This window comes from Agrobacterium sp. 22-214-1, assembly GCF_053522465.1.
This window is the reverse complement of the sequence record NZ_JBNWCK010000004.1, coordinates 37,248-62,332: the sequence shown is the minus strand read 5'-3', so window position 1 is coordinate 62,332 and position 25,085 is coordinate 37,248. Positions and strand designations below refer to the sequence as shown.

At 60.7% G+C, this 25,085-nt stretch carries 24 protein-coding genes; 15 read left to right on the top strand and 9 right to left on the bottom strand.

Annotation, left to right across the window (positions count from 1 at the left end; translation table 11 throughout):
- Nucleotides 1-25: 25 nt before the first annotated feature.
- The 11 genes from ACQZ5G_RS16405 to ACQZ5G_RS16355 all read left to right on the top strand — a co-directional run bounded on the left by ACQZ5G_RS16405 (nucleotide 26) and on the right by ACQZ5G_RS16355 (nucleotide 13,158).
- A complete protein-coding gene (locus ACQZ5G_RS16405; RefSeq protein WP_059756888.1) occupies nucleotides 26-811 on the top strand; it encodes an ABC transporter ATP-binding protein in 786 nt (261 codons plus the stop codon).
- A gap of 1 nt (nucleotide 812) precedes the next feature.
- Nucleotides 813-1,514 carry an ABC transporter ATP-binding protein gene (locus ACQZ5G_RS16400; RefSeq protein ID WP_448738300.1) on the top strand — a complete coding sequence of 234 codons (702 nt, stop codon included), beginning with the start codon at nucleotides 813-815 and terminating at the stop codon, nucleotides 1,512-1,514.
- A gap of 2 nt (nucleotides 1,515-1,516) precedes the next feature.
- Nucleotides 1,517-2,404 (top strand): branched-chain amino acid ABC transporter permease, encoded by an 888-nt coding sequence (locus tag ACQZ5G_RS16395; protein ID WP_448738299.1) that lies wholly within the window; start codon nucleotides 1,517-1,519, stop codon nucleotides 2,402-2,404.
- A 1-nt stretch (nucleotide 2,405) separates the two neighbouring features.
- Entirely contained in the window at nucleotides 2,406-3,413 is a 1,008-nt protein-coding gene (locus ACQZ5G_RS16390) for a branched-chain amino acid ABC transporter permease (protein ID WP_003522497.1), read from the top strand.
- 74 nt (nucleotides 3,414-3,487) lie between these two features.
- Nucleotides 3,488-5,083, top strand: coding sequence for a GMC family oxidoreductase (locus ACQZ5G_RS16385; RefSeq protein ID WP_003522498.1), 1,596 nt, complete (start codon nucleotides 3,488-3,490; stop codon nucleotides 5,081-5,083).
- 13 nt (nucleotides 5,084-5,096) lie between these two features.
- Nucleotides 5,097-5,981 carry a 3-hydroxyisobutyrate dehydrogenase gene (mmsB, locus tag ACQZ5G_RS16380; protein WP_448738297.1) on the top strand — a complete coding sequence of 295 codons (885 nt, stop codon included), beginning with the start codon at nucleotides 5,097-5,099 and terminating at the stop codon, nucleotides 5,979-5,981.
- Entirely contained in the window at nucleotides 5,978-7,930 is a 1,953-nt protein-coding gene (locus ACQZ5G_RS16375) for an acetoacetate--CoA ligase (protein ID WP_448738296.1), read from the top strand. The genes mmsB and ACQZ5G_RS16375 overlap by 4 nt, the downstream gene beginning before the upstream one ends.
- A 4-nt stretch (nucleotides 7,931-7,934) precedes the next feature.
- Nucleotides 7,935-8,720: a 3-hydroxybutyrate dehydrogenase gene (locus ACQZ5G_RS16370; protein WP_448738295.1), complete on the top strand. Its 786-nt coding sequence runs from the start codon at nucleotides 7,935-7,937 to the stop codon at nucleotides 8,718-8,720.
- Nucleotides 8,721-8,838: 118 nt separating this feature from the next.
- A complete protein-coding gene (locus tag ACQZ5G_RS16365; RefSeq protein WP_448738294.1) occupies nucleotides 8,839-9,882 on the top strand; it encodes a helix-turn-helix domain-containing protein in 1,044 nt (347 codons plus the stop codon).
- Between the two features lie 494 nt (nucleotides 9,883-10,376).
- Nucleotides 10,377-10,718, top strand: a complete 342-nt coding sequence (locus ACQZ5G_RS16360) for a hypothetical protein (RefSeq protein WP_448738293.1) — start codon at nucleotides 10,377-10,379, stop codon at nucleotides 10,716-10,718.
- Nucleotides 10,719-10,821: 103 nt separating this feature from the next.
- Nucleotides 10,822-13,158: a glucose/quinate/shikimate family membrane-bound PQQ-dependent dehydrogenase gene (locus tag ACQZ5G_RS16355; RefSeq protein ID WP_448738292.1), complete on the top strand. Its 2,337-nt coding sequence runs from the start codon at nucleotides 10,822-10,824 to the stop codon at nucleotides 13,156-13,158.
- A 75-nt stretch (nucleotides 13,159-13,233) separates the two neighbouring features.
- Here the strand turns inward: ACQZ5G_RS16355 and ACQZ5G_RS16350 are convergent, their stop codons facing one another.
- Nucleotides 13,234-13,734, bottom strand: coding sequence for a YciE/YciF ferroxidase family protein (locus ACQZ5G_RS16350; protein ID WP_020811535.1), 501 nt, complete (start codon nucleotides 13,732-13,734; stop codon nucleotides 13,234-13,236).
- 172 nt (nucleotides 13,735-13,906) lie between these two features.
- On the opposite strand from ACQZ5G_RS16350, the gene ACQZ5G_RS16345 reads away from it, so the two are divergent.
- The gene (locus ACQZ5G_RS16345; protein ID WP_448738291.1) at nucleotides 13,907-14,392 is read left to right on the top strand and encodes an MgtC/SapB family protein; all 486 of its coding nucleotides are present in this window, start codon (nucleotides 13,907-13,909) and stop codon (nucleotides 14,390-14,392) included.
- A 6-nt stretch (nucleotides 14,393-14,398) separates the two neighbouring features.
- Here ACQZ5G_RS16345 and ACQZ5G_RS16340 read toward each other — a convergent pair whose 3' ends face one another.
- From ACQZ5G_RS16340 to ACQZ5G_RS16315, 6 genes are read right to left on the bottom strand one after another with little or no spacing between them, the layout of a single operon-like run.
- A complete protein-coding gene (locus tag ACQZ5G_RS16340; protein WP_448738290.1) occupies nucleotides 14,399-15,625 on the bottom strand; it encodes an NAD(P)/FAD-dependent oxidoreductase in 1,227 nt (408 codons plus the stop codon).
- Between the two features lie 19 nt (nucleotides 15,626-15,644).
- The gene (locus tag ACQZ5G_RS16335) at nucleotides 15,645-16,055 is read right to left on the bottom strand and encodes a TIGR02588 family protein (protein WP_448738289.1); all 411 of its coding nucleotides are present in this window, start codon (nucleotides 16,053-16,055) and stop codon (nucleotides 15,645-15,647) included.
- A gap of 7 nt (nucleotides 16,056-16,062) precedes the next feature.
- Nucleotides 16,063-16,923, bottom strand: a complete 861-nt coding sequence (locus ACQZ5G_RS16330; protein WP_448738288.1) for a TIGR02587 family membrane protein — start codon at nucleotides 16,921-16,923, stop codon at nucleotides 16,063-16,065.
- Between the two features lie 53 nt (nucleotides 16,924-16,976).
- A complete protein-coding gene (locus tag ACQZ5G_RS16325; RefSeq protein WP_448738287.1) occupies nucleotides 16,977-17,417 on the bottom strand; it encodes a PPC domain-containing DNA-binding protein in 441 nt (146 codons plus the stop codon).
- Nucleotides 17,418-17,476: 59 nt separating this feature from the next.
- Complete coding sequence (locus ACQZ5G_RS16320; RefSeq protein WP_448738286.1) at nucleotides 17,477-18,037, bottom strand: type 1 glutamine amidotransferase domain-containing protein; 561 nt, start codon at nucleotides 18,035-18,037, stop codon at nucleotides 17,477-17,479.
- Nucleotides 18,038-18,055: 18 nt separating this feature from the next.
- Nucleotides 18,056-18,277: a hypothetical protein gene (locus tag ACQZ5G_RS16315; protein ID WP_078052649.1), complete on the bottom strand. Its 222-nt coding sequence runs from the start codon at nucleotides 18,275-18,277 to the stop codon at nucleotides 18,056-18,058.
- A 292-nt stretch (nucleotides 18,278-18,569) separates the two neighbouring features.
- On the opposite strand from ACQZ5G_RS16315, the gene ACQZ5G_RS16310 reads away from it, so the two are divergent.
- From ACQZ5G_RS16310 to ACQZ5G_RS16300, 3 genes are read left to right on the top strand one after another with little or no spacing between them, the layout of a single operon-like run.
- Entirely contained in the window at nucleotides 18,570-19,400 is an 831-nt protein-coding gene (locus tag ACQZ5G_RS16310; RefSeq protein WP_448738285.1) for an N-formylglutamate amidohydrolase, read from the top strand.
- Complete coding sequence (locus ACQZ5G_RS16305) at nucleotides 19,397-21,274, top strand: flavohemoglobin expression-modulating QEGLA motif protein (RefSeq protein WP_448738284.1); 1,878 nt, start codon at nucleotides 19,397-19,399, stop codon at nucleotides 21,272-21,274. The genes ACQZ5G_RS16310 and ACQZ5G_RS16305 overlap by 4 nt, the downstream gene beginning before the upstream one ends.
- A 10-nt stretch (nucleotides 21,275-21,284) precedes the next feature.
- The gene (locus tag ACQZ5G_RS16300; RefSeq protein ID WP_003522515.1) at nucleotides 21,285-22,331 is read left to right on the top strand and encodes a glutathione synthase; all 1,047 of its coding nucleotides are present in this window, start codon (nucleotides 21,285-21,287) and stop codon (nucleotides 22,329-22,331) included.
- 2 nt (nucleotides 22,332-22,333) lie between these two features.
- Here ACQZ5G_RS16300 and ACQZ5G_RS16295 read toward each other — a convergent pair whose 3' ends face one another.
- Nucleotides 22,334-23,356, bottom strand: a complete 1,023-nt coding sequence (locus tag ACQZ5G_RS16295) for an NAD-dependent epimerase (RefSeq protein ID WP_448738283.1) — start codon at nucleotides 23,354-23,356, stop codon at nucleotides 22,334-22,336.
- Nucleotides 23,357-23,442: 86 nt separating this feature from the next.
- Nucleotides 23,443-24,774, bottom strand: coding sequence for a UDP-glucose dehydrogenase family protein (locus ACQZ5G_RS16290; protein WP_078052652.1), 1,332 nt, complete (start codon nucleotides 24,772-24,774; stop codon nucleotides 23,443-23,445).
- Nucleotides 24,775-25,085: the final 311 nt, after the last annotated feature.

Here is a 25,085-nt window from a genome sequence, read left to right as displayed (position 1 = left end):
AGAAGAATAAAAAGGGGAAAGCTTGATGACGATCGCTCCCGCCCTTGCCGGGCAGGCCGAACCTCGCGTCGTTCTTTCGGCGCGCGGTCTCTCCAAGACCTTCGGCGCATTCGCGGCCGTGAAAAACGTCGATCTCGACGTCCACCATGCCCGCGTGCATGCGCTTATCGGTCCGAACGGCGCCGGCAAAACCACGGTCTTCAACCTGTTGACCAAGTTTCTCCAGCCGACAGGCGGGGCGATCACCTTCATGGGAACGGATATAACAAGGACGCCACCGGACAAGGTGGCGCGTCTCGGCCTCGTCAGGTCTTTCCAGATATCGGCGGTGTTTCCGCATCTGACGGTTCTGGAAAATGTGCGGGTGGCGTTGCAGCGGCCGAACAGCCTTGCAACGCAGTTCTGGCTGCCGCTCTCCTCGCTCGACAGGCTGAACGCCCGCGCCGAGGAGCTGATCGCCATGGTCGGCCTGACACGGGAAAAACATGCGCTTGCGGCCGATCTTTCTTACGGCCGCAAGCGGGTCCTCGAAATCGCCACCACGCTGGCGCTCGATCCGAAGGTTCTGCTGCTCGATGAACCGATGGCCGGCATGGGCGGTGAGGATGTCTCCCATGTGGCCGAACTCATCCGCGAGGTAGCCAAAACCCGCGCGGTGCTGATGGTCGAACATAATCTGAAAGTCGTGGCCGATATCTGCCACCACGTCACGGTCTTGCAACGCGGTGAAATTCTGGCGGAGGGCGACTATGCCGCCGTTGCCGCCGATCCGCGTGTGCGCACGGCCTATATGGGCACGGAGGAGGCTTGATATGGCGGCAATGCTCGAAGTCTCCAACCTGAAATCCTGGTATGGCGAAAGCCAGGCCCTGCACGGTGTCGATCTCACCGTCGGCGAGGGCGAAACCATCACCATTCTCGGCCGCAACGGTGTGGGCAAGACCACGACGCTGCGCACCATCATGGGCATCATCCGCAACCGCAAGGGCGTCATCAAGCTGGGTGGCAAGGATCTGATGCCGGTGCCGCTGCATCGCACGGCGAAATACGGCCTCGGTTTCGTGCCGGAGGAGCGCGGCATCTTCGCGACGCTGAGCGTCGAGGAGAACCTGAAGCTGCCGCCCGTCGTCGCATCCGGCGGCATGACGCTCGATGAGATATACGAGCTGTTTCCCAATCTCTACGAACGCCGCACCAGCCCCGGCACCAAGCTTTCCGGCGGCGAGCAGCAGATGCTGGCCATGGCGCGCATCCTGCGCACCGGGGTGAAGGTGCTGCTGCTTGACGAACCGACCGAGGGACTTGCCCCGGTCATCGTTCAGCGCATCGGCGAGGTGCTGCAAAAGCTGAAGAGCCGCGGCATGACCATTGTTCTGGTCGAACAGAATTTCCGTTTTGCCAGCCGTATCGCCGACCGTTTCTACCTGATGGATCACGGCCAGATGGTCAGCAATTTTCCGGTCAGCGAGCTTTCCGGCCGCATGGGCGAGCTCAACAAGGTGCTGGGGGTTTAACGATGACGATGATCTTCGGCGTTCCAATTCAGGCACTGCTCGGGCAATTGCTGGTGGGCCTCATCAACGGGTCGTTTTATGCGCTGCTGTCGCTTGGCCTTGCCGTCATTTTCGGCCTGCTGCGCGTCATCAATTTTGCCCATGGCGCGCAATATATGCTCGGTGCTTTCGTCGCCTTCCTCGGCCTTCAGTATTTCGGCATCAATTTCTGGGTGGCGCTCATCGTCACACCTTTCGTCGTGGCGCTTTTCGGCGCGATCGTCGAACGCTTCCTGCTGTCGCGGCTTTACGATCTCGATCCGCTTTACGGGCTGCTGTTCACCTTCGGCCTGGCGCTGGTGGTGGAAGGCACGTTCCGCTGGCTTTATGGCGCGGCGGGCCAACCCTATTCTGTGCCGCGCGAGCTTGCCGGCGGCACCAATCTCGGCTTCATGTTCCTGCCGAATTACCGCGCTTTCGTCGTCGCCATTTCGCTCATCGTCTGCATCGCCACCTGGGCGCTGATCGAAAAGACGCGGCTTGGCTCCTATCTGCGCGCTGCGACGGAAAACCCGACGCTGGTGCAGGCTTTCGGCATCAATGTGCCCGTTCTCCTGACGCTGACCTACGCGCTGGGCGCCGGCCTTGCCGGTTTCACCGGAGTTCTCGCCGCGCCGATCTATCAGGTCTCGCCGCTGATGGGCACGAACCTCATCATCGTCGTCTTTGCGGTGGTCGTGGTCGGCGGCATGGGGTCGATCATGGGCGCCATCGTCACCGGTTATATGCTGGGCGTCGCCGAAGGCTTGACCAAGGTGTTCTACCCGGAAGCCTCCAACATCGTCATCTTCGTCATCATGGCCTTTGTGCTGCTCATCCGCCCCGCCGGACTTTTCGGAAAGGACGCCTGATATGTCCAAAGCCACCCATAGCCCCACTGCCGGAGCAATGCCGCAGACGGAGGTTTCGACGACTGCCGGCACCATCAAGACCGTGCTTATTCTTGCAGGGCTTGCCGTCCTCATCGCCGCGCCGATGTTCGTTTATCCGATCTTTCTGATGAAGCTGCTGTGCTTCGCGCTGTTTGCCTGCGCCTTCAATCTGCTGATTGGGTACACGGGCCTTCTGTCCTTCGGACATGCGGCGTTTTTCGGCGGTGCAGCCTATTTCACCGCCTATTCGGTGAAGGAATGGGGCGTGACGCCCGAGATCGGCCTTGTCATCGGCATGGCGGGTGCGGCGCTGCTCGGCCTCGTCATCGGCTTCTTCGCCATCCGCCGCCAGGGCATCTATTTCGCCATGATCACGCTGGCGCTGTCGCAGATGTTTTATTTCTTCTGCCTTCAGGCGCCCTTCACCCATGGTGAGGATGGCTTGCAGGGCGTGCCGCGCGGCCATCTCTTTGGCCTTCTCGATCTCAATGCGCCGCTCAACATCTATTACACGGTGCTGGCCGCCTTTGTGCTCGCGCTTCTGGTTATCTGGCGTTTCGTCAACTCACCCTTCGGCATGATCCTGAAATCGATCCGCGAAAACGAGCAGCGCGCCATTTCGCTGGGCTACAGCGTGCAGCGTTACAAGCTCGGTGCTTTCGTGATGTCGGCGACGCTGGCCGGTCTTGCGGGCGGTCTCAAAGCGCTGGTCTTCCAGTTCGCGACGCTCACCGACGTCACCTGGCAGATGTCGGGCGAAGTGATCCTGATGACGCTGCTCGGTGGCATCGGCACAATGATTGGTCCGATCTTCGGTGCGGGTCTCGTTGTCACGCTACAGAATTATCTCGCGACATCGGATTTCCCGGTCACCATCATTACCGGCCTCGTTTTCATGGCCTGCGTTCTGGTGTTCCGGCGCGGTCTGATCGGTGAATTTTACGCGTCGCGGCTCGGGAGAAAACTCGGCTTTCAGCACCGCAGCTAGACATTTTTGAAAACACAGACAAGGCCTCCTCCGCGTCCGGGACGGCGCGGCAAGGGTGGCGTATGGAGAAGAGCATGGGCGAATATGACTATATCGTCATCGGAGCGGGGAGTGCCGGATGCGTTCTCGCCAACCGCCTTTCGAAAGATCCGAACAACCGTGTGCTGCTGCTGGAAGCGGGGGGCAACGATAATTACCACTGGATCCATATTCCGGTCGGTTATCTCTATTGCATCAACAATCCGCGCACCGACTGGTGTTTCAAGACGGCGGAAGAGCCGGGGCTGAACGGCCGCTCGCTGATCTATCCGCGCGGCAAGGTGCTTGGCGGCTGCTCCTCCATCAACGGCATGATCTATATGCGCGGCCAGGCGCGCGATTACGATATGTGGCGGCAGCTTGGCTGCGAGGGCTGGGGGTGGAACGATATCCTGCCCTATTTCCTGAAGTCGGAAGACTTTTATCGCGGCAAGAACGAGATGCATTCCGCCGGCGGCGAATGGCGCGTGGAAAAGGCCCGCGTGCGCTGGGATGTGCTGGACGCCTTCCAGAAGGCGGCGGGCGAGGCGGGCATTCCCGCGACCGATGATTTCAACCGGGGCGACAATGAAGGCGCCGGTTATTTCGACGTCAACCAGCGTGCCGGCTGGCGCTGGAATACGGCGAAAGCCTTTCTGAAGCCGGCGCTTGGTCGCAAGAACCTGACGGTTCTGACCAAGGCCCATGTCAAGCGTCTCATCATCGAAGAAGGTCGTGTCACCGGCGTTGAATTTCACCATGACGGCGTCTTGAAAAAGATGCGGGCGCGGCGCGAGACGGTGCTGTCCGCCGGTGCCATCGGCTCGCCGCATATTCTGGAGCTTTCCGGTGTCGGCCGTGGCGATGTGCTGCAGGCGGCCGGTATTGACACGGTGGCGGAGGTTCAGGGTGTGGGCGAAAACCTGCAGGATCATCTGCAGTTGCGCATGGTCTACAAGGTCTCCGGCGTCCTGACGCTGAATGAAAGGGCCTCCACCCTGTTCGGCAAGGCGCGGATCGGTCTCGAATATGCGCTGACGCGCTCCGGGCCGATGTCGATGGCGCCGAGCCAGCTCGGTGTCTTCACCCGTTCTTCACCCGAGAAGGAAACCGCCGATCTGGAATATCATGTCCAGCCGGTTTCGCTCGACAAGTTCGGTGATCCGGTTCACACTTTTCCGGCCATTACCGCAAGTGTCTGCAATCTGCGGCCGGAAAGCCGGGGCTCAGTGCATGTGAAAGGACCGGATTTCGCCATGCAGCCGGAAATCCGCCCGAACTATCTTTCCACCGAAGGCGACCGCCAGGTCGCCATAGACGCCATGCGGCTGACACGCCGCATCGTCGCCCAACCGGCCTTCGCGCGCTTCAAGCCGCAGGAATACAAGCCGGGTCCCTCCTTCGAAAACGACAATGATCTCGCAAAGGCGGCGGGCGATATCGGCACCACCATCTTCCACCCTGTCGGCACGCTGCGCATGGGTTCGGACATGGAAAGCGTTGTCGATGCGCGGCTGAAATTCCGCCGGCTCGCCGGGCTGCGCGTCGCCGACGCGTCGGTGATGCCGCGCATAACATCCGGAAATACCAATTCCCCGACGATCATGATTGCCGAAAAGGCCGCCGACATGATCCTTGCGGATAATCGCTGAAAGGAGCGCTCCGATGAAGACCGTCGCTTTTATCGGGCTGGGACATATGGGCCTGCCCATGGCCGCCAATCTCGTCAAGGCCGGATATGCCGTCAGGGGTCACGATCTTTCCGAAGCCTGCCGCGCGGCGGCGAAAGAGGCGGGCATTCCCGTAGCGGCGGATTCCGCCGAGGCTATCGAAGCGGCTGAGGTGATCATCACCATGCTGCCGAAGGGCGAACATGTGGTTTCCGTCTATGGCGATCTGGTTCGGAAAATCCCTGCTGGAACGTTGCTCATCGATTGCTCGACGGTGGATATGGAAAGCGCCCTTAAGGCGCACGAACTGGCCGCTTCCGCCGGTTGCCACTCGGTCGATGCGCCCGTTTCCGGCGGGACGGGCGGGGCTGCGGCGGGCACCCTGACCTTCATGTGCGGCGGCGAAGCGGAGGCTTTCTCTGCGGCAAAGCCGGTGCTGGAGGCGATGGGCAAGAAGATCGTGCATTGCGGCAATGGCGGTAACGGCCAGGCAGCCAAAATCTGCAACAACATGATCCTCGGCATTTCCATGATCGCGGTTTCCGAAGCCTTCGTGCTGGGCGAAAAACTCGGGCTTTCGCATCAGGCGCTGTTCGATGTCGCCTCCACCTCTTCCGGGCAATGCTGGTCGCTCACCACCTATTGCCCGGTGCCGGGACCGGTGCCGACATCGCCCGCCAACAAGGATTACCAGCCCGGATTTGCGGCGGCCTTGATGCTGAAGGATCTGAAGCTTTCGCAGGAGGCCGCGAATGGAGCCGGGGCTTCCACCCCGCTCGGTGCGGCTGCGGCGGCGCTTTATGAGAACTTCGTCGACGAGGGGAGCGGCGGGCGCGATTTTTCCGCCATCGTCGAAATGCTGCGCGGGAGCGAAGCATGACGGACGCGCCATCCGACATCTTATGGGTGCCGCCGGAGAAGAGGCTGGAACGCTCGGCGCTTTTCGCCTTCGCGACGAAAACGGCAAAGCTGCACGGGCAGGTCGCCGGTGATTATGCCGGCCTGCTGCGCTGGTCCATCGACGCGCCGGATGAATTTTACGATGCGCTGTGGGACGAACTCGGCATTATCGGCACGCGCGGCGACGCGGCGTTCAAACCGGGCGCGACGATCCGGGAGGCGGAGTTCTATCCAGGCGCGAGGCTTAATTATGCCGAGAACCTGCTTCGCGATGCCGACACGCGGCTGGCCATCATCGCCCATCGCGACGATGGCACACGGCGTGAAATTAGCCGCAGAGAGCTTTACGACGAAGTGTCCCGCATGGTGCAGGCGCTTACCCATGCAGGTGTGAGCGAAGGCGACCGCGTCGGCGCTATCGTCACCCATGATATCGAGGCGATTGTCAGCTATCTGGCTGTCAGCGCCATCGGGGCGATCTGGTCGTCCTGCTCGCCGGATTTCGGCCCGGCGGGAGCCTCCGACCGCCTGTCGCAGATCGGCCCGAAAATCCTCATCGCGGTGCCGGAATATGGTTATGCCGGCAAACGCATCGATGTCGGCCCGACCATTCGGGCGGTGGCGGAAAGTGCAACTCCTGAAAGGATCGTGCTGATCGGCGATGCCGTGCCCGCAAGCCTTGCCGATCTCGGCTGCGTGACGCTTAAGGATTTCGTCGCGCCTTATGCGGCGGGCGAGATTGCCTTCAACCGTCTGCCCGTCAAGGCGCCGCTGGCGATCCTTTATTCCTCGGGCACCACCGGCAAACCGAAATGCATCACCCATTCCGGCGGCGGTTTGCTTCTTCAGCACATGAAGGAGCTGAAGCTGCAATGCGATGTTCAGGAAGGGGAGCGCTTTTTCTATTTCACCACCTGCGGCTGGATGATGTGGAACTGGCAGGTCTCCGGTCTGGCGCTTGGCGCTACGCTCGTCACCTATGACGGCAATCCCGGTTATCCCAACCCTGCGCGGCTGATCGACCTCATCGACGCCGAACGGATCGCCACTTTCGGCACGTCGGCGAAGTTTATCGATGCCTGCCTGAAGGCCGGGCTGAAGCCGCGCGAAAGCCACGATCTTTCGTCGCTGAGGACAATTCTTTCCACCGGCTCGCCGCTCATCCCGCAATCCTTCGATTATATCTATCGCGACTGGAAGGCCGACGTGCACCTCGCCTCCATTTCCGGCGGCACGGATATCTGCGCCTGTTTCCTTGGCGGTAATCCCTTGCAGCCGGTGCATCGCGGCGAATTGCAGGGTGCGATGCTCGGCATGGATATCGACACGCTGGACGATGAGGGCCGTTCCGTTCGCGGTGTTGCCGGCGAACTCGTCTGCCGCAATGCGCATCTGTCCATGCCGGTGAAGTTCTGGGGCGATGAGGACGGTTCGCGCTATCAGGCCGCCTATTTCGACCGGTTTCCGGGCATCTGGGCGCATGGCGATTTCGCCGAAATGCGCCCCTCCGGCGGCTATGTCATCCATGGACGCTCGGATACGACGCTCAATCCCGGCGGGGTTCGCATCGGGACTGCGGAAATCTACCGGCAGGTGGAAACCGTGCCCGAAGTCGAGGAGGCGATTGCCGTGGGGCAGGATATAGACGGCGACCAGCGGGTCATCCTCTTCCTGCGCATGAAGGGCGGTGCAGCCCTGACGGAAGAGCTGGAAAAGATCATCCGCAGCCGCATCCGTTCGGGTGCGACGCCGCGGCATGTGCCGGCAAGGATCATTGCCGTCAGCGCCATTCCCCGCACGCGCTCCGGCAAGATTTCCGAAATCGCGGTGCGCGACACCATTCATGGTCGGCCGGTGAAGAATGCCGATGCGCTCGCCAATCCCGAAGCGCTCGAACTTTTCCGCAACCTGCCGGAGCTGAAGGACTAGGCCGATGGAGGATCAACCGAAAACCGTGCTCGTCACGGGTTCCACCAGCGGCATCGGGCTCGCCATCGCCAAGCGTTTCGCCGAGGCGGGGTATCTGGTTGCCGTCCACGGCGTGGAGAAAGCGGAGGAGGGCGCACAGGCCCTTGAAGCGGTTGCGAAAGTGGCGCGGCACCGGCCGGTCTATTTTTCAGCCAATCTCGCCCATTATGACGAGAGCGCGCATCTGCCGGAAACCGTCATCGCCGAATTCGGTCATATCGACGTCCTCGTCAACAATGCCGGCATTCAGAAGGTTGCGCCGATCGATGAGTTCGATTTCGCCGATTTCTCCCGCATCGTCGCCATCTCGCTCGACAGCGCGTTTCACACCATCCATGCGGCCTTGCCGGGCATGAAGGAAAGGGGCTGGGGCCGCATCGTCAACATCGCTTCCGCGCACGGCCTGCGCGCCTCGCCCTTCAAGGGGCCTTATGTGGCGACCAAACATGCGGTGGTGGGCCTGACGAAAAGCGTGGCGCTGGAAGTGGCCGAACTCGGCATCACCTGCAACGCCATCTGCCCCGGCTATGTCTGGACACCGCTTGTCGCCGCCCAGGTCGCCGATCAGGCGCGCGTACATGGCATGAGCGAGGAGGAGGTGGTGAAGAAGGTGATGCTTGCGCCCCAGCCGACCAGGCGGTTTGTGCAACCGGAAGAAGTGGCGGAAATGGCGCTTTATCTCTCCGGCGATATGGCGCGCTCCATCACCGGCACCACCATTTCCATCGATGGCGGCTGGACCGCGAAATAATTTTCGCGCACGCGCTTTAAGCGAACCGTCTCATTGGCTTCCGGCATTGTTGAGTGGTTTCAATCCTGTATAGTTTTCGTGGACGGCGGGTTCAGCGCCGTGTTCACGGAAAAGCATCATGATGAACACAGGGTCTTTTGAAGCGCCGCTGGCGCGCTCCCGCTTCGATACGCGCCAGGTGCCGAAACGCGACGCCATGGGGCTTTGGCGGGATTCGATCAACGTGCTGTTCGATGCCCGCCTACGTCGCCCGCAGGATGACGGTTTCTTCGCCAGCGTCGATGCGGCTTTCATCGGCAATGTCGCGCTCGGCCGTACCCAGTCCTCGGCGCAGGATTTCGACCGTTCGCGCCACAAGCTTGCCCGCGACGGCATGGACGGTTTTCTCCTGCAATTCTACGCCAACGGGAAGAGCATGTCGCGGCGCGGATCGGGCGAGACAGCAGGCCCCGGCGACCTCTATCTCATCGATATGGCGCAGCCGCTTGCCACCGCCACGACCGACCATGACCATCTCAGCCTCGTCGTGCCGCGCCGGCTGCTGGAGGGCAGGCTTGTCGGTTCCGGCAATCATCATGAACGTGTTCTGCCGGCCGGTTTGCCGCTGGTATCGCTGCTGCGTGAAACGATGACGAGCATCTATCGCCATTTCGACGTAATGAACGCCAGTGAGGGCGCAGCGACGGTCTCGCCGCTTCTGGAGCTTGCTGCGGCCGCCATCAACAATCATGTCGGGCACGAAAATGCGCAGGGCGTGCAGCGGGCGCTCAGGGCATCCATCCGGCGCTACATCGACAATCACCTGCTCGATTCGGCCCTGTCAGTGGAAAAGGTGATGGGCGAATTTGGCGTGTCGCGACGCACCGTCTACCGGCTGTTTGAGCCGCTGGGCGGGTTTTCGGCCTGCCTCACCCATCGGCGCCTTGAACGCGCGATGGATTTTCTGCGGGCACCGCAATCGGCGCATATGACGATTGCCGAGGTGGCGGCGTCCTATGGTTTCACCAATCCGGAAAATTTCAGCCGCGTCTTCAAGAAGACCTTCGGTCTTTCGCCGCGCCAGATGCGGCATTTCGCTTCGGAAAACCGCGACCTCACGTCGGATATTGTGAAGCCGGATAGCGCGGAATGGACCCGCTGGATCGTGCAACTCGGCCGCTGACCACGCTTTTAGGGGTGCCCTTCTGACACTTTATGACGGTTTGTTGGCACAATCCGACCATTCGCTGCGGTTGCGGCGCGATGGGGATGCGCATGTCTTTCAGACGTGCCAAACAGGGCAGGTTATTTTTATCAATATATTGCCTGACAATCATGATGTTGAGAATCCTCGCTTTTCTGGACCTGTGTCGCCAATGGCGCCGTGCGGTAAAACAACACCTCTCTTTTTCCGGCGCCACATTTCACAGGCCGCCATCGCCCCCGCCGTCGGCGAATTTTGACAGTTCCTCAGACGATCCATCGGAAACGGATGACGGCGAAGCACGCCTGCCGGTTTCCTGGCTCGGCCTTGGGCAAAGCTTCAGCGCGCTGGATGCGGAAGACTGTGACAGGGCGCGTTGGCCGGCCGAGTGCGGTTAACGTCGTTCTCCGGCGATCTGGAACAAAACCCTTACCCCAAGGATTAGATCAACAGGGTTACAGGGAGTGAAAGACATGGCCAGAGAAAATGCCAGCTATCTCGACAGTCGGGATACTCCGAAAAGCGAAACGGCAACGCGTGCGCGGCAGGGATCGCGCGGACGTCCCGTCCTTGTCATTCTGATCGTCAGCGTGCTTCTCGCATTGGTGGTTTGGGCCGTTGTCGAATATTCGGTTTTCGAACCCGACGAAAACCTGCCGCAGAACCCGCAGACCGAGACTGCGCCCGTGCCGCAGCAGCCGTCCGGATCCGGAAGCTTCGACAACAATCCGGCGAATGGCCGCCCCCAGCCGCCGTCATCGACAGAGACAAATCCCGCGCCGCAGGATTCGACCGGAGCACCGCAAAACCCGTGACCACCATGGCGTGAAGTTTTTTCGTTCCGATGATAATTTTCATGGAACCAGATCGCGCCCGATTTCATTTCACGCAAAGTGACAGGAATCGGGGGTTTCATTCATGGCAGTCACCGTCACTGCAGTTGTTCTCACGCTGATCGGTCTTGCGCTGTTCGGTTTCGGCTCTCAGCTCGTCATGTTGGGCGGGAGCTTTTATTACGTGCTTTCCGGACTGGCCTTTCTGCTGACGGCCATTCTGCTGTTCAAGCGCAATCGCGCAGCCCTTCACGTCTATGCCGTCTTCATTGTCGCGACGCTCGCCTGGGCCATCTGGGAAGTCGGCTTCGACTGGTGGCAGCTTGGCCCGCGCGGCGGCATCATCATTCTCATCGGCCTCTGGCTTCTGGTTCCATGGGTCAGAAAGCCGCTTGGTTTTTCGAGCCCGACCGGGCTTAGCTACGGGCCGAATGCCTGGCCGCTTGCCCTTTCCGTCCTCGCCTCCATCGTCGTGGCCGGATATTCCATGGCGCAGGATCCGCACGATACGGCAGGTTCCCTGCCTCAGGAAACCGCCTCGGCCACGCCCGCCTATGGCGGCAATGTGCCTGACGGTGACTGGCATCAATATGGCCGCACGCCCTATGGCCAGCGTTATTCGCCGCTGACCCAGGTCAATGTCGACAATGTCTCGCAGCTCAAGGAAGCCTGGCGTTACCAGACGGGCGATGTGAAGCTGCCCGATGATGTGGGGGAAACCACCTATCAGGTGACGCCGCTGAAGATCGGCAACACGCTTTATATCTGCACGCCGCATAATTGGGCGATCGCAATCGATGCCGCCACCGGCAAGGAAAAATGGAAATACGACCCCAATGTCGGTCTCAATCCGGATCGCCAGCATCAGACATGCCGTGGCGTTTCCTATTATGCCGAGCCGAATGCCGCTCAAGGCACGGCCTGCGCCGAGCGCGTCTACCTGCCGACCTCGGATGCGCGGCTGATCGCGCTCGACGCCGCCACCGGTCAGGTCTGCACGTCCTTTGCCGATCAGGGTGTGCTGCATCTCGAGCAGGGCATGAAATATAATCCCGCCGGTTATTATTATTCAACCTCGCCGCCCGTCATCGTGGCGGGCAAGATCATCATCGGCGGCGCGGTGAACGACAACTATTCCACGCAGGAACAGTCCGGCGTCATCCGCGCTTTCGATGTGAACAGCGGCGCGCTCGTCTGGAACTGGGATTCCGGCAACCCGGCGAAAACCGAACCGATTGCGGCGGGTGAAACCTACACCACCAATTCGCCCAACAGCTGGTCGGTCTTCAGTTATGATGAAGGCCTCGGCCTCGTTTATATCCCGCTTGGCAATCAGGTGCCGGATCAGCTCGGCATGGGCCGCAGCGAGAATGTGGAGAAATATTCCTCCTCCATCGTCGCGCTGGATATCAACACCGGCAAGGATCGCTGGGTGCGCCAGACGGTTCATCACGATCTCTGGGACATGGACGTGCCGGCCCAGCCGGTGCTGCTCGACATCACCAAGGACGGCCAGACCGTGCCGGCTCTCGTCGGCCCGACCAAGCAGGGCGATATCTACGTTCTTGACCGGCGCACCGGCGAGCCGCTTCTGCCGATCACCGAAGAGCCCGCGCCGGGCGGCGCCATACCGGAGGACTTCACCTCTCCGACGCAGCCGACGACGGCCCTGTCCTTCAAACCGGAGCCATTGCAGGAAAAGGACATGTGGGGCGTCTCCATGTTCGATCAGCTCGCCTGCCGCATCCGCTTCCATCAGCTGAACTATAAGGGCCGCTATACGCCGCCCTCGTTGACCGGCTCGATCATCTATCCCGGCAATTTCGGCACCTTCAACTGGGGCAGCGTGGCGGTCGATCCCGAGCGTCAGGTAATGTTCGGCATGCCGACCTATCTCGCCTTCACCTCGCAGCTCGTTCCGCGCGCCGACATTCCGCCGAAGGGTCAGGACGAAAAAGGTAGCGAACAGGGCCTCAACCGCAATGACGGCGCACCCTATGGCGTGTTCATGGGCCCGTTCCTCGGTCCGCTGCAGATCCCCTGCCAGGCCCCGCCATGGGGTTATGTCGCGGGTGCTGATCTGCGCACCGGCGATATCGCCTACAAGCACAAGAACGGCACGGTCCATGACATGACGCCGCTGCCGCTGCCCTTCAAGGTGGGTGTGCCGGGTATTGGCGGGCCGATGATCACCAAGGGCGGCGTCGCCTTCCTCGGTGCTGCCGTCGACAACTACCTGCGCGCCTATGATCTGACCACCGGCAGGCAGCTTTGGGAAGCGCGCCTGCCGGCCGGCGGTCAGGCAACGCCGATGACCTATGCGCTGGATGACGGCAAGCAATATGTGGTGATGGTTGCGGGTGGCCACGGCTCCGTCGGAACCAAACCGGGCGACTATGTGATCGCCTATACCCTGCCGTAATCTCTGCAGGTTTCAAGATACAAAAAAACCGGAATCGGCGACCATTCCGGTTTTTTGTTGGTGTCGCAGACAGCGTCATGCCGCCTTTTTCTGGGCTGCCGCATTGATCGAGGTCTTGGCGAGCGAAGTCAGCGCGTCATCGGTCTTGGACTCTTCCTTCAGCGTGGCGTCCAGCAGAGAAACGACATTGCCGTGTCCAAGCTTTTCCGCCCAGGCTTTCAACGTGCCGTAGCGGGCGATCTCGTAATGCTCGACCGCCTGCGCCGACGAGATGAGGCCGGCATCGAGAGCCGCGGTGCCCTTGAAATCGTCGATGATCTCCTCACCCTCGGCAATGATGCCCTGGATCGCTTCGCAGGTCTTGCCCTGCGCCCGCCTGCCGATGATCTCGAACACTTCCTGCAGGCGTTCGATGTGTCCCTGCGTTTCTTCCTTGTGTTTTTCAAAGGCCTGTTTCAGCTTCGGATCGGTCGCCGCCCGCGCCATTTTCGGCAGGGCTTTCAGGATCTGCCTTTCGGCGTAGTAGATATCCTTCAGCGTATCGTAAAACAGGTCGTCGAGTTTCTTCTCGGCCATTGTTCCTTCTCCCATGTGTGAAAATGCATGACGTGCGCCCATGCGCACGGGAAACAAACCCTTTGCTGCGCCCATGGTTCCGGCTCGGTTGCGCGCAACGTTTATATTGCCGCGCGGAACCAACACGCCTCTGCGAACTTAGTGTGAAGAAATTTCGGGAGGAGACGCGACAGTGCCCCAGAGCCTTGCAGAAGAATTTTCCATGAATATTTCCATCCCCTTCGAGGTGCTGCTGGTGCGTGTATTCGGCGCGGTCATCCTGTGCGGCCTGATCGGTCTGGAACGTGAGTTTCACAAGAACACGGCCGGCCTGCGCACCAACATGCTGATCGGCCTTGCCGCCGTCACCTTCTGCGTCATCACCATTCACATGATGGAGACGATGGCGGAAGGTCATGAGGCCGCACGGCTCGACCCCATCCGGCTGGTGGAGGCCGTGACGGCGGGCATCGCCTTTCTCGCGGCGGGTGTGGTCGTTTATACCAGAGGCGATGTCAAAGGCCTGACGACGGGCGCCAGCATGTGGCTTTCGGCGGCAATCGGCCTCTCGGCCGGTCTTGGCATGTGGCCGCTTGCTTTTCTTGCTTCGGGAATGGGCATTGTCGTCCTGTGGATGCTGCGCCGCATACAGGTGGCGGCGGGCATCAAGGGGGAATGAACGAGATCAGCCGAAGCGGAAAAGATCGGCGTCGGGGTCCTTGCCGCCATTGATGGCGGCGGCCACGATTTCAGCGGCGATCTGGCTGAAGGTGATGCCGTTGCCGCCGAAACCCATCACGGCATAGACGTTGTTCATTCCGGGCATCGCGCCAATCAGCGGCAGGCCGGTGGTGGTCGTGCCGAAGGCGGCCGCCCAGCGATATTCCGGCTTTCCCATATCGATGCCAAGAAGCTTTTCGATCTTGCGGCGGATTGTCTCCGCCTTGGTGGCGAGCTTGCGCTCCGACTGGTAGGCGGTGGGGTTTTCCTCGTCCTCGCCTCCGGCGATCATCCGCCCCTCGCGGTCGGTGCGCAGGTAGAGATAGGGATCGGAGGCCTCCCAGACGATATGGTTCTCCAGCCAGTCGGGTAGGTCGAGCCCCTTTCTGCTCGCCAGCGCCCAGGTGGAAATGATCTGGTGTTTCGGGCTCTCCAGCATTTTCAGGAATTCATAGCCGGTGCAGAAAACGACATTGCGCGCTGAAAGGATTTTGCCGCCGGCGGTGGCAAGGACAACCTCGTCGCCGAGGTACCTGAGATCGGTGATCTCAAGCTGGGAGACGATTTCGGCGCCGGCGCCCGCCGTGTGGCGCAGAAGGCCGGCCGTCAGCTGCGCGGGATTGGCGGAGGCCGAAATATCGCTGAGGATGGCCCCGGTCCGGTGCAAGCCGTATTGCTCTCTCAGTTCCGCGGCGGTGAGGAGGCGGGCCTCGATGCCCGCTTCTTTGCGGGCTTCTGCTTCGGCCTTCAATGCGCGCGATCCCATTTCGTCTCCAGCCAGATAAAGGGCCTGTTTGCGCCTCATGCTGCAGGAGATGCCGAGCGAAGAAACGATTTCCTCCAGCCGCAGGACGGCGTGGGCGGAACGCTGCCATGCCCTGTCGGCCGCGTGCCTGCCGATCATCTTTCGAAGCTGTGTCAGCGGCGTGTCGATTTCGTGCTGGATCATCGCGGTGCTGGCGACGCTGCTGCCCATGACCGGTTCGCGCCGGTCGACAATCAGCATGGATTGACCCGGTCGTTGCAGGGCGTGGGACACCAGCGCGCCGCTGATACCGGCGCCGACGACGATCGTGTCGTAATGGTCGGCCTCCGGCGTGTGCCTGCTGCGGACGCCAATGCGGGGCGTATCCGCCCACACGGGCTTTGAATCCCTGAGGTCGCGTTCTTTCGTCAGTTCCGATGTCGGCATGAAATCATCCTGAAAGGTGTCACGGCTCGGTATAGCCGGCGACATTGATGGTGAGCGTTGCGCTGCGGGGATCGTTGCGGAAGAAAAGCGTGCCGGTATCGCGAGACTCCGAGGCGACGTAATCGAACGTCACATCGGCGCTCTCCAGAGTCGCGCCGTTTTGCTGCAGGTCGCCGCGCACCTGCACCTGCGCCGCCGTCGTCATGGACAGATTGCGGATATCGAACCGCACCCGGTATTGCCCGGCCTGCGCCTCCACACCGGTAACGGCGATTTCGAAGCGGGCATCCTCCGGCCTGTAGCGATAGATGTCATAACCGATCCAGCCGAGCATGGCGGCGACAAGAAGTGCGCAGATGGCGCCCGTCAGCCATTCCACCCAGTGAGGCTCGGGGCTTTCCGTATGTTTGCGGCCCTTGGATATCGTCATCTTGTCCTCACAGGATCAACCGGGCGGAGGCCGCGCCGATCGAGGCGGGGACGCCAAGAATGACGGCGGCATTCATGATCTGCGACAGCGAGGTGTGGTCGAGGCGCTCGAAGGTCCAGAGCGTATAGATGCTGATGGCGATGGCGATGACATATCCGGGCAGGGTGAAGCGGATGAAGGATTGCCACCACTTCTGCCCTTCGTGAAGCTGGTGCGAACCCTTGAAGTGAAGCGCGTAGACAAAGCCATGCATGATGGCGACCGACAGCAGGCAAAGCGCCAGAATGTGATAGGGCGTCACCTTATAGGCGATCAGGATCATTTCTTCCGTCGGCGCAACATTGAGGCTGAGGAAAAGCGCGCCGACCACCATCATGAACAGTTCGTGCAGATAACCCGTCTCGCCCGAATATTCGCCCTCCTCTTCATCCTCCGCGTCGGAATGCTGACCGAGCTGGCTGCGTCCGAGCAGCGCGCCGATGCTGGCTGGAACGGATTGCAGCGCAATCTTGGCGACGATATTGGAGGCGGTAATCTGGTCGTTTAGAATGCCGAACAGCAGCAGCACGGCGGCACTGACGGCAATGCCCAGCCCATAGGCCGTTATCGCATCGCGCAGCGCCTGGTTCCAGGAGTGAATATTCTCGAAACCGATGCGGCGGGCGAGAAGCAGCAGCAGCGGCAGGTTGAGGATGCAGAGCAGCAGAAGCCGCCAGGGATTGGCGTAAAGGCCGAGAAACCACATTTCCATGGTCATCAGCATGGGCAGGGCAAACAGCAATGCACCTGCCGTGCCGCGCGCGAGGCCGATCAGAAATTGCCCGACCTCGTCATCATCCGCATCTCTTCGATTGATCGCCGTCACCATGCCGCCCCCTGTCCACAGCGATAACGCAATGGCGTTTTTCCGGTTCCGTTGGTTTATTTCGCGGGATCGATGAGAGCGATGCCGAATTCCGGGCGATAGCTGCGCCGCAATTCCGCAGGTGTTTCGCGGATGACGACTTCCAGCGTCGGCCGCACCATGCCCTTCAGAAAATGGCCGCCCTTCGTGGAGCCATCGGCAAACCCCAGAACCACATGCAGGTGCGGATTGGGCGTGTCGTTCTCGTCAAGGGTGATGTCGCCGAGCAGGCTCAGAACCTCGCTCTGGTCGGTGACCGGTATTTCCTTATAGTCCTGCGTCGAAAGATCGAAAAAGGCGAGTGTTGCCGTCGCGAAGGCGCCGATCGCGCTCACCGAGGCGGCCTTGATATTCTCGGCCTTGGCAAAGCGCCTGATGGCCTCGAAGGCTTCTTCCTCGGGATCGATGACGAGGATGAAGGTGCGCTCCGCGCCGCTTGCCAGCAATCTGCTTTTCATGTCTTCCTCCCAAATAGAAGTGCCGCCGGGAAACCGGCGGCACGGGAATAGGGTGTGTCTTAAGCGGCGCGGCGTTCGTGGCGGCCTTCCTCGACCTCTTCGACGATCTTGGCGACGAAGGCGTCGAGATCGTCAGGGCTGCGGGAGGTAATGATCCCCTTGTCGGTCACCACCTTTTCATCCTTCCAGTTTGCGCCGGCGTTCTTGAGGTCGGTCTTGATCGACCAATAGGAGGTGGCGTCGCGGCCACGCAGGGCGTCGGCTTCTACAAGCAGCCAGGGTGCGTGGCAGATGGCGGCCACCACCTTGCCGGATTTGATGAAATCACGCACCACCCGCATCGCATCCTCGTCATGGCGCAGAACGTCCGGATTGATCTGGCCGCCGGGTAGAACCAGCGCGTCAAAATCTTCGGTTTTTACGGCCTTGGCGGATAGATCGACGGCGATGCTGTCACCCCAGTCTTTCTTGTCCCAGCTCTTGATCTCCCCCTCCTTGATGGAGGCGACCTGCACGTCTGCACCTTTGGCCTTCAGCTGGTCATAGGGCACGCGCAATTCGGAACGCTCATAGCCGTCCGTTGCGAGAATGAGGATTTTTGTAGCGTTGATAGCAGTCATGTGTGTCTCCTTTCGGGTTCAGTCTTCCTTGTCGGAATTGATGGAGGGCAGGAAAAATTCCACGTCCTTGAGCCGCTCCGCGTCGAGATTTTCGATATGCGTTTGCCAGAACCGTTCGGCTTCCGCCGGTTCGTGCTGCCATTGGCGCACGAAGGTCTTGTTGTCGTCGATCATCACCTGACGCGTGCCGCCGAGACGCAAATATTCTTCCGCAAGTTTGCGTGTTTCGGTCTTTTCCATGTCGCGGCTCCTTGTGCGTGGAAAGCGGGAACGGAGGGGTGCCGGATGGGTAAGAAGCTCGGCTGCCATTTCGTTGGCCACCGGGAGAAAACGGAAAAATCCCGATGTTCTTCAGCGCCATCGCGTCCGCTTGACACGGCAGCCCCTCCTGCTGGAACAACGTGAGCTTTCCCGTAAGGTTCCGCAGTTTTTTCCAGCGCGTCGTTGCCGAAGCCGAATGTATCGCGCGCAATTTTTTACCGGAACAAACGGGCATGTCCCGCTGTTTTATCCCCGATGCAGGGGAGGCAGCATGGCAGCCAGACAGAGTGACGGTAAATACCGCGGTGACAACGAAAACAAGGGTTTCTGGTCGATCGATTTCGGCAACTCACCGGTTATCGGCACGGCCATTCACGACGGTCATCGCATTAGACCGGACGTATCCGGGCTCATCGCCCTTTCCCCGGAACAGCGGCTGCGGGAGGAAGACCCTTTCACCGGTGAGATGATCGCGGGGCTGACGAACCGTCTCGTCGTTCACCATTCGCGTTTCGAAATCGATCTCAACCGTGCGGCCGATCAGGCGATCTATCTGAAGCCGGAACAATCCTGGGGGCTTGAGGTCTGGAAAGAAGAGCCGGCGCAGAAAGCTATCCGGCAATCGCTCGATTTTCACGCCGACTATTATGCGATGCTGGAGACCGTGCTCTCTGCAATCGAAAGGCGGCACGGCGCCTTCGTCGTGCTGGATGTACACAGCTATAATCATCGTCGGCAGGGCGCCGCTGCGCCGCCGACGGCGCAGGCGGAGGCGCCCGATATCAATATCGGCACCTTTTCCATGGATCGCAGCCGCTGGGGCGATATCGTGAGCGCGGTCGGACACCACTTCGCATCGGTGACCATCGGCGGCCGCCGCCTCGATGTTCGCGAGAACGTGGCGTTTCAGGGCAAGGGGGAGCAGACCCGTTTCATCCACGAAAGGTTCGCCGAAAATGGCTGCGCCATCGCGGTCGAGTTCAAGAAATTCTTCATGGACGAGTGGACGGGAAAGCCGGATGCGCGTGTGGTGGCGGATATTCGCCAAGCGATAACAGCACTCCAGCCGGTGCTCGAAGAGTGCCTGAGGTCGCGGCGATGAATCTCTCTCCCGCCCGCAGCGCACCGTCTCCCATCGCCGATCTGGTCGATGATGTCGTGTCCTGCCTCGAGGCCGGCAAGGCCATCCGCCGCGATGTCGGCAAAGACGGTCGTCTGCATATCGACCGGCCGCTGCCGTTCCTCTGCCTGCATCTGACCGGCGGCACGAAAAATCTCGCCGCCCGCGATATCGCCGCCGCCCATGCCTCCTATCTGATCGCGTCGACCATTCAGGAGGCCGCGCCGCTGATCGAGGCCGTTGGCACGGTCATGCGGCAGCGCTTCGGCGCATTCATCGTCCTCGATATCGGCGAGCTGGAGCATGACATCCTGCTGGCCGACGATTCGCCTTTCCTGCCGCATTATGAGGTTTCCGTCTCGGCGACGGCTGAACCCGAAACGCAGAATGCCCGCCGGGTCTTCATCAAGGCGGTTTGCGATGCCGAAGTGCGTTTTCGCACGCCGCGCATCACCCGGCCGGAACCGGATGCCGATCCCGTTCTGCGCTTCAAGAAAGCGGGCCTCGATTTTCCCTGCATCAGCGTGCGTTTTGCGCCGATCTACCGCCAGCCGGAATCCGGTGCGGATTATCCGGGCCTGCGGGTGACGATGATCGCCGATCTTTTCGATGCCGGCCTGCAGGCTTTTTCATCCTTCGCTTCGGGCAAGGACGCGCTCAAGGTTACCAGCCACCGTGCGCTGGGGCGCAAGGCTTTCGTCGATGCCGTCAGGCGCGCCGACCGGTCCGTCGACGATATTGTTTCATCCTTCGATTTTCTGCTTTCCGTCACGCCCATCAATGCCCGCCGGGCCTTCGAGGAATTTCGCGATGGCGGCTTTCAGTTCGCGCCGCGCCTGCTCTACCGGCCGCTCGGCGTCGATGTCGAGGAGCAGAAACGCAAGCTTTATTCCGTCGTGTTCGATCATCTGGAAGACCCGGTGCTTTATAATCTCTACCGGGAGAAACAGCAGGAGATCGATCTGCAGCTGACGATGCTCGCCAATCTGCACCACCGCACCTTCACCGATTTTTCACGCGCCCTTTATGGCGCTGTCGAACCGGCTCTTCTTCAGCTGGCGCTGCGGGTGCTTGCGGATTGCCCGCGCAGGGAGGAAAGCAGCGAAATCGCCATGGTCGATTGTTACGCGGTCGCCAAGAAGTCGCGGGAGATGGTCGAGACCTATCTTGCGGAAGACCCGGAATTCAAGGCACGCGTCGAAATCCGCGACGACCTGCCGCCGGGTCTGATGGTGACGGGCGAGAAGCTTTTGATTTCCCGCCACACCGTCATGGAGCAGCGCCGTGTCGAGGCGCTGCTGTCGCATGAGATCGGCGTGCATCTTCTGACGTATTTCAACGGCTCGTTTCAGGGGCTGCGGCTCTTCCGCACCGGCCTTTCCGGTTATGAGGGCGTGCAGGAAGGGCTGGCGGTGCTGGCGGAACATCTGGCCGGCGGCATGACGCGTGAGCGCCTGCGGCTGATCGCCGGCCGTGTTATCGGCTGCGCCGCCATGCTGGATGGGGCAAGCTTCGTGGAGACCTTCCGCACCATGACCCGCGATTACGGTTTCGACGAGGCCGGGGCCTTCAACATGGTGCTGCGCATCTATCGCGGCGGCGGTCTTTCCAAGGATGCGATCTATCTGCGCGGGCTGGCGGAGGTGCTGGACCATCTGCGCAGGGGCGGGGCGCTCGATCCGTTCTGGATGGGCAAGATCGCCGCCGCCCATTTTCCGGTGATGCAGGAGCTTGCCCTGCGCGGCCTGCTTCGCCCGCCGGGCGTCAGGCCCGCATTTCTGCTGCCCGCCAAGGCCAATGAGCGGCTGGAAAAAATACGGGCGGGATTATCCATTGCCGAACTGGCGACATTATAGGAGGGGCTTCATGCGTATCGCATTTTTCGTCAATTCCATCGAAACCGAGGGACCGAACTACGCGACCGGCCTGCTTGCCATGGCCGCGCTCAATCGCGGCCATGAGGTGGTCTATCTAACGCCCGGCGATTTCACCTTGCGCTCGGACGACAGCCTGACCATTCACGCCACCGTGCTGCCGAAGGGTAAAATCAAGAAAGGCGAGACGTTCCATTCCACGCTTCAGGACAAGGCGCTGGAGCGGCGAACCATGGATGTGGAGGAAATCGATGCGCTGATGCTGCGCAACGATCCCTCGCTCGACCAGACGACGCGGCCATGGGCGGTGCATGCCGGCATCCTGTTCGGACGGCTTGCCGAACAGCGGGGCGTCGTGGTGCTGAACGATCCCGAAGGTCTGGCGCTTGCGCAGAACAAGCTTTATTTCCAGAGTTTTCCCGAAATCGTCCGCCCGACCACGATCATTTCGCGCAATGTCGAGGAAATCCGCGCCTTTGCCGACGCGCACCCCAAGGGCGTCATCGTCAAGCCGCTGCAGGGCTCCGGCGGCAAGAACGTCTTCAAGATCGGCTCCAGCAAAGAGACCAATCTCAACCAGATTTTCGAGGCGGTGAGCCTCGAAGGTTATTTGATCGCGCAGGCCTATCTGCCGGCCGCCAAGGATGGCGACATCCGCTTCTTCATGATGAACGGCCGTCCGCTGATGCGTGAAGGCAAATATGCCGCCCTTCGCCGCGTGCCGGCCAAGGGCGACCTGCGCTCCAATATCCATGCCCATGGCACGGCGGAAGCCGTGAAGGTGACGGATGAAATCGTGGCGCTTGCCGAAATGGTGCGGCCGAAGCTGGTGGAGGACGGCATGTTCCTCGTCGGGCTCGATATCGTCGGTGACAAGATACTGGAAGTGAACGTGTTTTCCCCGGGCGGGCTTTCCAATATCCGCGATCTGACGGAGATGGATTTCAGCGACACGATCATTGAGGCCGTGGAAACCAAGATCACCATGCAGAGCGCTTCCGGCGGCACCATCTCCAACCGCCTGCTGGCGACGCTGTGAGGTTATTCCCGTAATTCGGCCGGGTGCATCTCGCGATACCAGGCGACGAGGGCCTTGATGCCCTCCTCGACCGGGGTTTGCGGCACATAACCGGTGAGGGCCCTCAGAAGATCGGGCGAGGCGAAGGTGCGGGGAACATCGCCCTGCTGCATCGGCAGCATGTTGCGGATCGCGGGTTTCCCGACCGCCTTTTCGACCGTCTCGACGAAATGCATCAGCTCCACCGGCTGGCCGCCGCCAATATTGACCACGCGGAAGGGCGCGTGGTGCGAGAGCGTGTCGGTGACACCTTCCAGTGTAACACGGTTTTCCTCGGAAGGGATGACCGTGCTCAGCCGGACGATGCCCTCCACCAGATCGTCGATATAGGTGAAATCGCGGCTCATATTGCCTTGCCCGTAAATATCGATCGGCCGGCCGTTGGAAACGGCATCGACGAATTTGATCGGCGCCATGTCCGGCCGTCCCCACGGGCCGTAGACCGTGAAGAAACGGAAGGCGGTGGTGGGCAGCTTGTGCAGATGGGCATAGCTGTGCGCCATCAGCTCCATCGATTTTTTGGTGGCGGCGTAAAGCGTCATCGGCTCGTCGGCCTTGTCGCTTTCCGCGAAGGGTATTTTCTCGTTGGCGCCGTAGATGGAGGAGGTCGATGCCAGCATCAGATGCTTGACTTCAAGGCTTCTGGCGAGCTCCAGCATGTTGAATGAGCCGATGAGATTGGAATTGATATAGGCCCGCGGATTTTCAAGACTGTAACGGACGCCCGCCTGTGCGGCGAGGTGGATGATGATCTCAGGTTCGGCGGCCTCGGCCGCACGCTTCAGCGCATCCGTATCTTCCAGCATGCCGATTTCGGCCCGGAAGCCATTGGAGCGGGAAAGAATGGCGTGGCGTTTTTCCTTGAGGCTGACATCGTAATATTTCGTCATGCCGTCGAAGCCGGTCACGAAATGGCCGGCATCCAGCAGCCGTTTCGCAACATAAAAGCCGATGAAGCCAGCCGTGCCGGTAACCAGATAACGCATGATGATTATATCCCGAATTCGTTGGTGCGTTTGCGGTCTGACCGAAGCGCAGAAAACCTTTTAATGAAATGGCGAAAACGAAACCTCTATGCGCCCTTGTCGGAACCGCCTTCATGCGGGCGACCGACCGCGGCATAGATGAAGCCATGCGCGGCGACCTCATCCGTGCGGTAGATATTGCGCAGATCCACCAGCACCGGATGTTTCATAATCGCCTTCAGCCGCGGCAGGTCGAGCGCGCGGAACTGGTTCCATTCCGTCACGATCACCACGGCGTCGGCGTCTTCCGCCGCCTCGTAGGGGCCGGCCGCGTATTCGATGTCTTCCATCAGATGGCGGGCATTCGCCATGCCTTCCGGATCGTAACCGACCACTTTCGCACCGCCATCCTGCAGGGTCTGGATGATGGCGATTGCCGGGCTGTCGCGCATGTCGTCGGTATTCGGCTTGAAGGTAAGGCCAAGCACGGCGATCTTCTTGCCGCGCACATCGCCGCCCACCGCATTGATGACCTTGCGGCCCATGGCGCGCTTGCGGTTGTCGTTGATGGCGATGGTGGTCTCGATCAGCCGCACCGGTGCATCATAGTCCTGCGCGGTCTTGGCAAGCGCCAGCGTGTCCTTCGGGAAACAGGAGCCGCCATAACCGGGCCCGGCATGCAGGAATTTCGGGCCGATTCGGCCATCGAGACCGATGCCGCGCGAGACATCCTGCACATTGGCGCCGACCTTTTCGCAGAGATCAGCCATCTCGTTGATGAAGGTGATCTTCATCGCCAGAAAGGCGTTGGCGGCATATTTGATCAGTTCGGAAGCGCGTCTTGTGGTGAAGAGCAGCGGCGACTGGTTGAGATAGAGCGGGCGGTAAACCTCGGTCATGACGGGGCGGGCGCGCTCGTCCGATAGGCCGACGACGATGCGGTCCGGCCGCTTGAAATCCTCGATGGCGGCACCTTCGCGCAGGAACTCCGGGTTGGAGACAACCGCAAAATCGGCCGAGGGGTTTTCCTCGTGGATGATACGCTCCACCTCGTCGCCAGTGCCGACGGGAACGGTGGATTTGGTAACGATGACCGTGAAACCGTCAAGCGCATGGGCGATCTCTTTCGCTGCCGCGTAGACATAACCAAGATCGGCATGGCCATCGCCGCGCCGCGAGGGCGTGCCGACCGCGATGAAGACGACATCGGCATTGGCGACGGCTGCGGAAAGATCGGTGGTGAAGCTCAACCGCCCGGCCTTTGCATTGTTGGCGACAATGGTCTCCAGACCCGGTTCGAAGATCGGAATATGGCCGTTTTTCAGGGCCTCTATCTTCTCCGGCATCTTGTCGACGCAGACCACATCATGGCCGAAATCCGCAAAACACGCGCCGGACACAAGGCCGACATAACCCGAACCGATCATCACAATCCGCATTCTTTTTCCTTTCGGTTAGCGAGGCCATGTTAACGCAGCAATATCAGCCGGGGAAATCGGCGGATGAAAATCGCACGATAATATTTAGCCGCCTTCATGCCCGTCGCCAAGCGCCACGATCAACACCGGCTAACCTCTTTCCATGACGGGGATGTGATGACCATGGCGGGACAAATTTGCCGCACCTTGCAGCCATTTGCACTGGCCGGGTCCAATCGGGCAATTTTGCCGTTTTTCCGGCTTGCACTCATAGGTAGCCGGGTCTAGCCATAGGGCTGAGGATCAAATCTGCCAGACTGTCTGTCCCTTGA